Here is a 10,437-nt window from a genome sequence, read left to right on the forward strand (position 1 = left end):
CCATGTGCTGCCGGTGTGTCAATCCACTGCTTTTCAACAAGCAAGAAACCAAAGGATTGCAAATGCGATGAATTCGCATTTATAATACCCCATTGTCAACAGCCAGCCAACACTGCCTGCACCATGATCGTTTGTGTCTGCCACCGGGTTTCTGACCGCGAAATTGCACGCCATGCACATGCTGGCATGAGTTTCGACGAGATCCAGTTCGAGCTGGGCGTGGCCACCCAATGCGGCCGTTGCGAAAGCTGCGCACGGGATGTCGTGGCCCAATGCAGCGTTTCGCATCCGGTCGCCGCGCTGCACAAAGAGATCGCCTCGCAGACGATCCAGCTTGCCAACTCCATCCTGGAAAGCAAAGCATGGAACTGCTCTCAACCCTCGCAGGCAGCCTGATTCTCGTCATCGGCTCCGTGTGGTGGATCTTCCGTAAGTAACTTGGCCTTCTAGGCATCTGGCGCTTGTCCTGTGGGCGTTGGCAGCTATCATTTTTATGTCCCAATTTGATCGATATGGCTCCTCACGGGGTGTGAGCCGCAACGCCGTGATCGCAGGCTCCGTCGTGCTGCTGCACGTGGCCGGGTTGTGGGCACTGCAGTCGGGGCTGCTGCGCAAAGCCGCAGAGGTCATCGTGCCTGCCGAGGTACTGAGCGAATTCATCACGCCGCCAGCGCCCCCTGCTCCACCCGTTCCACCGCCACCCAAGCCGGCGCCGCCGCCTCCGCCAAAACCAGCCCCCAAAGCGCCTGCCCCGCGTCCGGCGCCCATGCCGGTGGCCATTCCCGACCCCACGCCTGCGCCCAATGCGCCCACCGGGATTACCGAACCCCAGCCGCCTGCGCCCCCCATCGCGGCACCCATGGCGCCCCCTGCACCGCCGCCCGCTCCTCCCGCGCCGCCAGCCCCTCCCAAGATCGAGTTGCCTTCCAGCGATGCGGCCTACCTGAACAATCCCAGGCCGACCTACCCCGCCATCAGCAAGCGGCTGGGTGAACAAGGCAAGGTCGTGTTGCGTGTGCTCATCGGCACGGACGGGCTTCCGCAGAAGGTGGAAATCAACAAGTCCAGCGGCTTCGACCGGCTGGACCGCCAGGCGCAGGACGCCGTGATGCGCTGGCGCTTCGTGCCGGGCAAACGCAACGGCGAGCCCGAGACCATGTGGAACCTGGTCCCCGTCAATTTTGTTCTCGAATAATTTTCAGGAGTTTTCATGGAATCGCATTTCGGCATTGCCAACGTTTGGATCCAGGGTGACTTTGTCACCCGCGCTGTTGCCGTGCTGTTGCTCGGCATGTCTCTGGCCTCCTGGATCGTCATCCTGATCAAGGCGATGGACATCTTCCGCTTCAAGAAACATGCGCGTGGTGCACGTGATTTCTGGCATAGCGAAGACTTCGCCGCCGGCCTGAGCAAGCTCGGCGACGACCCTGCCAACCCCTTCCGCCATCTGGCCCTGGAAGGACGCGAAGCCACGGCGCACCACCGCAATACCAAGGCGCATCTGCATGACAGCCTGGATGTAAGCGACTGGGTCACGCGCAGCCTGCGCAACTGCATCGACGAGTTCACGGCCCGCGTGCAATCGGGCCTGGCCGTGCTGGCCTCGGTCGGCTCGACCGCTCCGTTCATCGGCCTGTTCGGCACCGTCTGGGGCATCTACCACGCGCTGGTGGCGATCGGCACTTCGGGCCAATCGACCATCGACAAGGTGGCCGGCCCGATCGGCGAGGCACTGATCATGACGGCCCTCGGCTTGGCCGTGGCGATTCCTGCCGTGCTGGGCTACAACGCGCTGGTGCGGGGCAACAAGTCCATTCTGAACAACCTGAACAGCTTCGCGCATGACCTGCACGCCTACTTCGTGACGGGCGCACGCGTCAGCGCCCCTGGCGAACAAGCCAAGGTGCTGCCGATCAAGAAGGGCTGAAAACCATGTCTTTCGGAACCCAGGACGACTCCGACGAGGTGATGAACGAAATCAACATGACGCCGCTGGTGGACGTCATGCTGGTGCTGCTCATCATCTTCATCATCACGGTGCCAGTGATGAAGCACGCCGTGCCGGTGGACTTGCCACGTGCCTCCAATCAGCGCGAAGACGTCAAGCCCGAGACCATCCGCCTCAGTGTCACCGCCGATGGCAAATACCACTGGAACGAACTGACGATCAGCGACGACGAGCTCGAACCCCGCCTCAAGGCCGAAGCGGTCAAGGATCCGCAACCCGATCTGCACATCCGTGGCGACAAGGAGGTGCGCTATGAGCGCGTGGCACAGGCCATGTCTGCCGCCCAGCGGGCGGGCGTGCGCAAGATCGGGTTCGTGACCGAGCCCCAGTGATAAATATTTACAAGATAGGCGAGCGCGTCACTTGACTAACAATTGAGAATGGTTATCATTAACTCAATCGCAAAGCACAGAGGATTTCTCATGCACGCCAGTCTCAACGCCCTGCCTTCTTCGTCTTTTTTCGGCTCCGCCGTCTTTCAGGAGCGCGAGCCGTCCGGCGCCGCGCATCTGGCAAGCTCCGCACCGGCTGTCGATAGCCGGGAGTTGCTCAAAGGCCAGAAGACCGTGGCCATCTGCCACAACGGTTCGGTCTACCGCCTGCAGGCCACCAAACTGGGCAAACTGATTCTGACCAAATAGGTTTCATCGTGGGGCGACTCCAGGGCACCTCAGTGCCTGAAGGGTCGTATTTGCCAGCCAACGGGTTGCCCGCGTAGCCAGGCTTTTTTTCTCACCACCCCAAAAACAAAACCGGCCCTACAGGCCGGTTTTTTTATATGCCATGCGGATCCGGTGTCTGCCGCGCGTCATGCCCACTACGGCATTGGCTGGGCATCCCGACCACCGCCGATTCAAAGGCCCAATGCGGCGATGCCTGCCTTGGCGATTTGCGCGTCTTCCGTCGATTTCACGCCACTCACCCCCACTGCACCCAGGCACTGGCCGTCCTTCATGATGGGCACGCCGCCTTCCAGCAGGCCGTCGATGAATGGAGCACTCAGAAACGCGGTACGGCCACCGTTGACGATGTCTTCGTAGACCTTGCTTTCACGGCGTCCCAGCGCGGCCGTGCGGGCCTTCCCGGGAGCGATGTGGGACGACACCGGAGCGGCCCCATCCAGGCGCTGAAGGGACAGCAGATGCCCACCATCGTCCACGATGGCAATCGTGACCGCCCATTGGTTTTTGAGGGCTTCGGCCTCGGCCGCCGCAGCGATCTTCTTGACATCGGCGGCTTCGAGTTCGGGTTTGTTTTTCATGGCGGTAGCAGTCCAGTCCAGTTCAAATCAGGGAAGGCAGGGCCGATGGCCCAACGAAGTCCACGAGCATACCGGCTCCCCATGGCGGCGCTCTGCGGGCCCAAGGCAAAAGACTGCATCCTTAAAGTACGGGATCGAGAGAGGGTATTTGAAAGCGCCGAGATCGGCACCACCTAGAATTTGTACGTCTGCGCTGTGCAGGCCTCAAAGGAGATATAGAAGATGAACGACCAAGTCACCACCCTGGGCTCAGCGGGATATGGGGTCTCGCAGGAGCAGCGGCAGAAAGTGCTGCGCAATACCTATTGGCTGCTTGCGCTGAGCATGCTGCCGACGGTGCTGGGCGCGTGGGTCGGCGTCGCAACCGGCATCACCCAGTCGCTGCGTGGCGGCGTCGGGCTGATCGTGTTCCTGGGTGGCGCTTTCGCCTTCATGTATGCGATCGAGAAGACCAAGCACTCTGCTGCGGGCGTTCCCGTGCTGCTGGCCTTCACGTTCTTCATGGGGCTGATGCTGTCTCGCCTGATCGGCATGGTGCTGGGCTTCAAGAACGGTACCGATCTGATCATGACCGCCTTTGCCGGCACGGCAGGCGTGTTCTTCGTGATGGCCACCCTGGCCAGCGTGATCAAGCGCGATCTGTCAGGCATGGGCAAATGGCTGTTCGTGGGTGCGATGGTGCTCATGGTCGGCGCCATCATCAACGTGTTCGTCGGCTCTTCGGCCGGCATGATGGCAATCTCGGTCGCCGCCATCGGCATCTTCAGCGCCTACATGCTGTATGACCTCAAGCAGATCCTGGACGGTGGCGAGACCAACTACATCAGTGCCACGCTGGCCCTGTACCTCGACATCTTCAACGTGTTCCAAAGCCTGCTGGCGCTTCTGGGCATCGCGGGTGGCGAGCGCGATTGATGCGCTGCTCTGATTGAACGTTGACGTAAAAAAGGCCTCGCAAGAGGCCTTTTTTCATGGTGCGGGGGGTGTTGCATCAATGCGTTCGGGAATATTCCACGGAAAAGCAGGGCCTCGCCCTCAATCCTCCAGGCGCCGTGCCGATAATCAAACCACATGGCTCATTTTCCAGCCCCCCTCCTCCGTCCGCGCTACGCCGCGGCATCCCTGGCATTGGTGCTTTTGTCCGGCTGCGAGATTCCGGGCCTGGGACCCGATCCCCGAGTGGTTCAGAAGGAGGCCGAAGCCAAGGCGATCGGCGGCGCCTGCCGGCATGCGCTGCGCGGCCTGGAGGATTGCTTCACGCTGAACCCCAAGGCCGCCAAGGCCTCGGTCTTTGCCGGCTGGAAAGACATGGATCAATACATGCGTGACAACAAGCTCGAGGGCTCGCCCTCGGTGCTGGGCAAGCTGGAGGCCAAGCCCGATCGCGCCAGCCGCGGCGGTGAAGCCGGGGAGTCTGGCGAGTCCGGCGCCGCCTCCCGCAACCGCAGCTGACCGCCACACTGGTCAGCCCACATCGACTGCACCGTCAGGCGCGCTCGAACACCGCCATGCTCTCCACGTGTGCCGTGTGGGGAAACATGTTGACCACGCCCGCGGCCACGCACCGATATCCCGCCTGGTGCACCAGCAACCCCGCATCGCGTGCCAGCGTGGCCGGATTGCAGCTCACGTACACGATGCGTTGGGGTGGAACCCACCCTTCGGCCCCTGGCGGCAGCGCAGGCGCCTCTTCGGCACCCAGGCGTGCCTGGTGGATGTCCGCCAGGGCTTTGGCGAGGGCGAAGGCCCCTTCGCGGGGTGGGTCGACCAGCCACTTGTCCGCCACGCCATCGGCCACCAACATCTCCGGGGTCATTTCGAACAGATTCCTCGCGACGAAGTCCGTCGGGGCCAGGGGCTGTCCTTCGGCGGCCTGGGCCTGGTTGTAACGGTAGTTCTCGCGCGAACGGGCCACGAGGGCCTCGCTGCCTTCGATGCCCAGCACTTCGCGCGCCTGGGTGGCGATGGGCAGCGTGAAGTTGCCCAAGCCGCAGAACCAGTCGATCACCCGCTCCTCCTTGCGCGCGTCCAGCAGGCGCAAGGCACGCGACACCAGGACGCGGTTGATGTGCGGGTTCACCTGGGTGAAATCCGTGGGCTTGAACGGCATGGTGATGCCGAAGTCAGGCAGTGCATAGGACAGCTGCTCGCCCTCGGCATCCAGCAGCTTCACGGTATCGGGCCCCTTGGGCTGCAGCCACCACTGCACGCCCTGCTCGGCCGCAAAGGCACGCAGCTTGGCCAGGTCGTCCTCGCTCAGGGGTTCCAGGTGCCGCAGGACGAGGGCGGTGACGTGGTCGCCGCAGGCCAGCTCGATCTGGGGGCAGGTGTCGCGGGCCTCCATGGAGGCAATCAGGGCGCGCAATGGCACCAGCATGGCGCTCACATGGGGCGGCAGCACGGGGCAGACCTCCATGTCGGCGACGTAGCGGCTCTTGCGCTCGTGGAAGCCGACGAGCACCTGGCCTTTCTTGATCACGTAACGGACCGAGAGACGCGCACGGTAGCGGTATCCCCAGGCCGGGCCTTCGATGGGCCGCATGATGGTCTCGGCCTTGACCTTGCCCAGGTGCCAGAGGTTGTCCTCCAGCACCCGCTGCTTCACGGCCACCTGGGCGGCCACGTGCAGGTGCTGCATCTTGCAGCCGCCGCAGGCCCCGGCATGCAGGCCGAAATGCGGGCAGCCCGGGCGCACGCGTTGCGACGATTCGCGGTGGATTGCCGTGAGGCTGGCCTGCTCCCAGTTGTTCTTCTTGCGGTGGGTATTGGCCGTGACGAGTTCCAGGGGCAAGGCGCCGTCGATGAAGACGACCTTGCCATCGGGCTTGCGGGCCACGCCCTGGGCGTCCATGTCCATGGACGTGACTTCCAGCCAGCCTTGCGGCCATTCGTTCGTGGGGATCGGTGTTTCTGTGGGGTCGCTCATCCCCCGATTGTCTCAGGCCGGGCCGCCCTTCCCGGCGCGAGGCGTCAGCTGCGGTCGGCGCGTGCGCGGCGCGGCGTGACGGGCAGCGCTTGCACCGAAGCGCCGCCCATGGATGCAGACACGGGAAGCCGGTTGATCTCCAATTCGCAGCCGTAGTTGTCCAGCGTGAACACCAGCGTGCCGCCGGGAACCACGCGGGGAAGCGTTTCGTGCACTTGGCGGGCCAGGTCCACCGGAGGCCGTTGCGAGCGGTAAATCACCTGCTGGTCGGCGCCATAGACGAGGTAGCAGGCGGCAGACGCGCCCTGGGAGAAAAAGCCGGCCAGGAGCGCGGCGGCGGCATAGCGGATGACTGGCATGGGTGGATCCCTTCCTCGGTGCGTTATCGCAGATGAATGGCGCCGATTATTGCGGACTTCATGCCACGGCGGATCAGCGATGGGAGCCCTGGTGCGACAGACGGCGCCCCGTTCAGCCCAGATTCAGGTGGGTGGAGTGCTTGACCTCCTCCATGACGGCGTAGGTTCGCGTCTCGCGCACGCCGGGCAGTTGCCAGAGCACATGGCCGGCAAATTCGCGGTAGGCCGTCATGTCGGCAGAGCGGGTTTTGAGCAGGTAGTCGAACCCGCCCGCCACCATGTGGCACTCCAGGATCTCAGGGTGCACCTGCACCGCCGCCTTGAACTGGTCGAACACATTGGGGGTCGTGCGATCCAGCAACACCTCCACGAACACCAGCAGCCCCGCCCCGAGCTTGAGCGGATTGAGCCGCGCCTCGTAACCCAAGATGTATCCGTCGCGGGTGAGACGCTGCACGCGGGACAGCACGGCCGTGGGCGACAGGGCCACGCGCTCGGCCAGTTTGAGGTTCGCGATGCGTCCGTCTTCCTGCAGCGTTTTGAGGATGCGGCGATCGATGCGATCCAGGGAAGGTTCGGAGTCTTGCATCTTTGGATTTTTATTCTGTTCTATCGGGTTTTTTTGGAAAGTAATTCAAATTAATCGCTTGCATGATGCACAGACCTCCAGCTCACTGGGTCTCCTACGCCGCCATGTCCCTCTCCGCCGACTCTGCCGCACCCGAAACCAACGATTTCGCCTTTGCGCCCCGCCCACCGGACAGCCATCCGTTGCGCCACGCCATCACCGCCGCATACCGGCGGCCCGAGCCGCACGCACTGGCTCCCTTGCTGGATCTGGCGCGCCTGCCGGGCAGCGTGTCCGGAGACATCCAGGCGCTGGCCCTGCGCCTGGCCGACACGTTGCGCCATCGCAAGAGCGCTGGCGGACGCGCGGGCATCGTGCAGGGCTTGCTGCAGGAGTTCGCCCTGTCTTCACAAGAAGGGGTTGCGCTCATGTGCCTGGCCGAGGCCCTGCTGCGCATTCCCGACAGTGCAACGCGCGACGCGTTGATCCGCGACAAGATCCGCTCGGGCGACTGGGAGCCCCACCTGGGCAAAAGCCCCTCGCTGTTCGTGAATGCCGCCACCTGGGGGCTGCTGCTCACCGGCAAGCTCGTGGCCACGCACAGCGAGCGCGGCCTGACCTCCGCGCTGCGTCGCCTGACCGCCAAGGGCGGCGAGCCCCTCATCCGCAAGGGCGTGGACATGGCGATGCGCATGATGGGCGAGCAGTTCGTCACGGGCGAAACGATCGAACAGGCGCTGTCCAACGCCCGCGCGATGGAGGCACAGGGCTTTCGCTACTCCTACGACATGCTGGGCGAGGCCGCGCTGACCGCTGACGATGCGGCGCGCTACCTGCGTTCCTACGTGGAGGCGATCCATGCCATCGGCAAGGCATCCGCCGGCCGCGGGGTGTACGAGGGTCCCGGCATCTCGATCAAGCTGTCGGCGCTGCACCCGCGATACAGCCGGGCGCAATATGCCCGCGTGATGGACGAGCTGTACCCCAAGGTACTGCAACTGGTCGAGCTGGCCCGCCAGTACGACATCGGACTGAACATCGACGCCGAAGAGGCCGACCGGCTGGAGCTGTCGCTCGACCTGCTGGAGCGGCTGTGCCGCGCCCCGTCGCTGGCGGGCTGGAACGGCATCGGCTTCGTCATCCAGGCCTACCAGAAGCGCTGTCCGCACGTGATCGACTGGGTGATCGACCTGGCCCGCAACACCGGGCACCGCCTGATGATCCGCCTGGTCAAGGGCGCCTACTGGGACAGCGAGATCAAGCGCGCTCAACTGGACGGCCTGTCCGACTACCCGGTGTACACCCGCAAGGCCCACACCGACGTCTCCTACATCGCCTGCGCGCGCAAGCTGCTCGCCGCCACCGACATGGTGTACCCCCAGTTCGCCACGCACAACGCGCAGACGTTGGCCACCATTTACCAGCTCGCGGGCCCCAGCTACCAGCCTGGACAGTACGAGTTCCAGTGCCTGCACGGCATGGGCGAGCCGCTGTACGAGCAGGTGGTGGGCGCGCCATCGGACGGCAAGCTGGGCCGCCCCTGCCGCATCTACGCGCCGGTGGGCACGCACGAAACCTTGCTCGCCTACCTCGTGCGCCGATTGCTGGAAAACGGTGCCAACACCTCGTTCGTGAACCGCGTGGCCGACACCACGCTGGCGCTGGAATCGCTCGTGAGCGATCCCGTCGCCACGGTGGATGCCGCCGCGGCGGCGGAAGGCACCACCGCCCTGCCCCATCCCCGCATTCCGCTGCCCAAGGACCTGTACGGAGCCCGCCGCGCCAATTCGGCGGGGGTGGACCTGTCCAACGAATCCGTGCTGGCCCGGCTGTCGAATGCGCTGGCCGCTGAAAGGCAGCAGTTCTGGCAGGCCGAGCCCCTCATCGACGGGCCGGTGGCCGATGCAGGCACGACGCTGGCGGTGCGCAACCCTGCAGACCCCACCGATGTCGTGGGCCACGTGCAGGAGGCGACCGAGGCCGATGTGGACTGCGCGCTGCAGGCTGCCTGCGATGCCGGCCCCGCCTGGGCCGCCATGGCGCCCGGCGCACGGGCCGCTGCGCTGCGGCGCACCGCCGGACTGCTGGAGGCGGGCCTGCCCCAGCTGATGAGCCTGCTGATGCGCGAGGCCGGCAAGACCTGCGCCAACGCGGTGGCCGAAGTGCGCGAGGCGGTGGACTTCCTGCGCTACTACGCCGTGCAGACCGAGGGCCATTTCGACAACGAAACCCACCGCCCGCTCGGCCCCGTGGTCTGCATCAGCCCATGGAATTTTCCGCTCGCCATCTTCATGGGACAGGTGGCCGCCGCCCTGGCCGCCGGCAACACCGTGCTGGCCAAACCGGCGGAGCAAACCCCGCTGATCGCAGCCGAAGCCGTGCGCCTGCTGCATGAAGCAGGTGTGCCGAAGGGTGCGGTGCAACTGCTGCCAGGGCGTGGCGAGACGGTGGGCGCCCGGCTGGTGGGCGATGCCCGTGTGATGGGCGTGATGTTCACCGGTTCCACCGAAGTCGCGCGCATCCTGCAGCGCAGCGTGGCCGGACGGCTCGACGCGCAGGGCCGCCCGATTCCGCTGATTGCCGAAACCGGCGGGCAGAACGCGATGATCGTGGACTCCTCCGCGCTGGTGGAGCAGGTGGTGGGCGACGTGGTGGCCTCGGCCTTTGACAGCGCCGGCCAGCGCTGCTCCGCCCTGCGCGTGCTGTGCGTGCAGACCGATGCAGCCGACCGCGTGATCACCATGCTCAAGGGCGCCATGGCCGAGTTGACCGTGGGCGATCCCGGCCTGCTGGCGGTGGACGTGGGCCCGGTGATCGACGAAGAGGCCCGCGCCGTCATCGAGCAGCATGTGGCCACGCTGCGCGCCCAGGGGCGCGCCGTATTCCGCCCAACGGTGGATGCCGAAGTGCTGGCGCGCGGCACCTTCGTCGTCCCGACGCTGATCGAGCTGTCCAGCATCGGCGAGCTCAAGCGCGAAGTGTTCGGCCCCGTGCTGCACGTGGTGCGCTACGCCAGCGATGGGCTGGACACCCTGCTCGACCAGATCAACGCGACGGGCTACGGCCTCACGCAGGGACTGCACACGCGCATCGACGAGACGGTGGAGCGCGTGGTGCGCCGCGCGCACGCGGGCAATGTCTATGTGAACCGCAACATGGTGGGCGCCGTCGTGGGCGTACAGCCTTTCGGTGGCGAGGGGCTGTCGGGCACGGGTCCCAAGGCCGGCGGGCCGCTGTACCTGCTGCGCCTGCTGTCCCAGCACCCGGCCGACGCCGCGCGTGCCGCGATCGGCAGCACGGCGCCGCCCACCGGAC

General features: G+C 65.1%; 12 protein-coding genes. 8 read left to right on the forward strand and 4 right to left on the reverse strand.

All coding sequences use genetic code 11. The features are described 5' to 3' along the window. The first annotated feature begins 123 nt into the window (after positions 1-123). The 5 genes from AC27IQ_RS02050 to hemP all read left to right on the forward strand — a co-directional run bounded on the left by AC27IQ_RS02050 (position 124) and on the right by hemP (position 2,649). The gene (locus tag AC27IQ_RS02050) at positions 124-396 is read left to right on the forward strand and encodes a (2Fe-2S)-binding protein (RefSeq protein ID WP_317358716.1); all 273 of its coding nucleotides are present in this window, start codon (positions 124-126) and stop codon (positions 394-396) included. 97 nt (positions 397-493) lie between these two features. Next, on the forward strand, positions 494-1,195 hold the full coding sequence (locus AC27IQ_RS02055) for an energy transducer TonB (RefSeq protein WP_487087855.1): 702 nt from the start codon (positions 494-496) through the stop codon (positions 1,193-1,195). A 15-nt stretch (positions 1,196-1,210) separates the two neighbouring features. Further along, positions 1,211-1,927: a MotA/TolQ/ExbB proton channel family protein gene (locus tag AC27IQ_RS02060; RefSeq protein ID WP_092745016.1), complete on the forward strand. Its 717-nt coding sequence runs from the start codon at positions 1,211-1,213 to the stop codon at positions 1,925-1,927. A 5-nt stretch (positions 1,928-1,932) separates the two neighbouring features. After that, the gene (locus AC27IQ_RS02065; protein ID WP_284430805.1) at positions 1,933-2,340 is read left to right on the forward strand and encodes an ExbD/TolR family protein; all 408 of its coding nucleotides are present in this window, start codon (positions 1,933-1,935) and stop codon (positions 2,338-2,340) included. Between the two features lie 90 nt (positions 2,341-2,430). Then, positions 2,431-2,649, forward strand: a complete 219-nt coding sequence (hemP, locus tag AC27IQ_RS02070) for a hemin uptake protein HemP (RefSeq protein ID WP_092745014.1) — start codon at positions 2,431-2,433, stop codon at positions 2,647-2,649. A gap of 212 nt (positions 2,650-2,861) precedes the next feature. On the opposite strand, the gene AC27IQ_RS02075 is transcribed toward hemP, so the two are convergent. Further along, positions 2,862-3,269 (reverse strand): GlcG/HbpS family heme-binding protein, encoded by a 408-nt coding sequence (locus AC27IQ_RS02075; protein WP_092745095.1) that lies wholly within the window; start codon positions 3,267-3,269, stop codon positions 2,862-2,864. A 222-nt stretch (positions 3,270-3,491) separates the two neighbouring features. Between AC27IQ_RS02075 and AC27IQ_RS02080 the strand changes: the two genes are divergently transcribed. Together AC27IQ_RS02080 and AC27IQ_RS02085 are read left to right on the forward strand one after the other, a co-directional pair. Continuing rightward, on the forward strand, positions 3,492-4,184 hold the full coding sequence (locus tag AC27IQ_RS02080; protein ID WP_272563846.1) for a Bax inhibitor-1/YccA family protein: 693 nt from the start codon (positions 3,492-3,494) through the stop codon (positions 4,182-4,184). A gap of 156 nt (positions 4,185-4,340) precedes the next feature. Further along, positions 4,341-4,721 (forward strand): hypothetical protein, encoded by a 381-nt coding sequence (locus AC27IQ_RS02085; protein WP_487087859.1) that lies wholly within the window; start codon positions 4,341-4,343, stop codon positions 4,719-4,721. 34 nt (positions 4,722-4,755) lie between these two features. Here the strand turns inward: AC27IQ_RS02085 and rlmD are convergent, their stop codons facing one another. The 3 genes from rlmD to AC27IQ_RS02100 form a co-directional block, all read right to left on the reverse strand. After that, positions 4,756-6,195, reverse strand: coding sequence for a 23S rRNA (uracil(1939)-C(5))-methyltransferase RlmD (gene rlmD / locus AC27IQ_RS02090; protein WP_487087861.1), 1,440 nt, complete (start codon positions 6,193-6,195; stop codon positions 4,756-4,758). Between the two features lie 44 nt (positions 6,196-6,239). Continuing rightward, entirely contained in the window at positions 6,240-6,554 is a 315-nt protein-coding gene (locus AC27IQ_RS02095; protein WP_317358705.1) for a hypothetical protein, read from the reverse strand. A gap of 112 nt (positions 6,555-6,666) precedes the next feature. Continuing rightward, positions 6,667-7,143 (reverse strand): Lrp/AsnC ligand binding domain-containing protein, encoded by a 477-nt coding sequence (locus tag AC27IQ_RS02100; RefSeq protein ID WP_284430801.1) that lies wholly within the window; start codon positions 7,141-7,143, stop codon positions 6,667-6,669. A gap of 104 nt (positions 7,144-7,247) precedes the next feature. Between AC27IQ_RS02100 and putA the strand changes: the two genes are divergently transcribed. Continuing rightward, on the forward strand, positions 7,248-10,437 hold a 3,190-nt coding region (gene putA, locus AC27IQ_RS02105), incomplete at its 3' end, for a trifunctional transcriptional regulator/proline dehydrogenase/L-glutamate gamma-semialdehyde dehydrogenase (protein ID WP_487087864.1).

Source organism: Acidovorax sp. KPB24-07 (genome assembly GCF_057543315.1).

Excerpts from the sequence above, each read along its gene's own strand:
- AC27IQ_RS02050 (WP_317358716.1), top strand. The coding sequence starts at position 124 with ATGATCGTTTGTGTCTGCCACCGGGTTTCTGACCGCGAAATTGCACGC.
- AC27IQ_RS02055 (WP_487087855.1), top strand. The coding sequence starts at position 494 with ATGTCCCAATTTGATCGATATGGCTCCTCACGGGGTGTGAGCCGCAAC.
- AC27IQ_RS02060 (WP_092745016.1), top strand. The coding sequence starts at position 1,211 with ATGGAATCGCATTTCGGCATTGCCAACGTTTGGATCCAGGGTGACTTT.
- AC27IQ_RS02065 (WP_284430805.1), top strand. The coding sequence starts at position 1,933 with ATGTCTTTCGGAACCCAGGACGACTCCGACGAGGTGATGAACGAAATC.
- hemP (WP_092745014.1), top strand. The coding sequence starts at position 2,431 with ATGCACGCCAGTCTCAACGCCCTGCCTTCTTCGTCTTTTTTCGGCTCC.
- AC27IQ_RS02075 (WP_092745095.1), bottom strand. The coding sequence starts at position 3,269 with ATGAAAAACAAACCCGAACTCGAAGCCGCCGATGTCAAGAAGATCGCT.
- AC27IQ_RS02080 (WP_272563846.1), top strand. The coding sequence starts at position 3,492 with ATGAACGACCAAGTCACCACCCTGGGCTCAGCGGGATATGGGGTCTCG.
- AC27IQ_RS02085 (WP_487087859.1), top strand. The coding sequence starts at position 4,341 with ATGGCTCATTTTCCAGCCCCCCTCCTCCGTCCGCGCTACGCCGCGGCA.
- rlmD (WP_487087861.1), bottom strand. The coding sequence starts at position 6,195 with ATGAGCGACCCCACAGAAACACCGATCCCCACGAACGAATGGCCGCAA.
- AC27IQ_RS02095 (WP_317358705.1), bottom strand. The coding sequence starts at position 6,554 with ATGCCAGTCATCCGCTATGCCGCCGCCGCGCTCCTGGCCGGCTTTTTC.
- AC27IQ_RS02100 (WP_284430801.1), bottom strand. The coding sequence starts at position 7,143 with ATGCAAGACTCCGAACCTTCCCTGGATCGCATCGATCGCCGCATCCTC.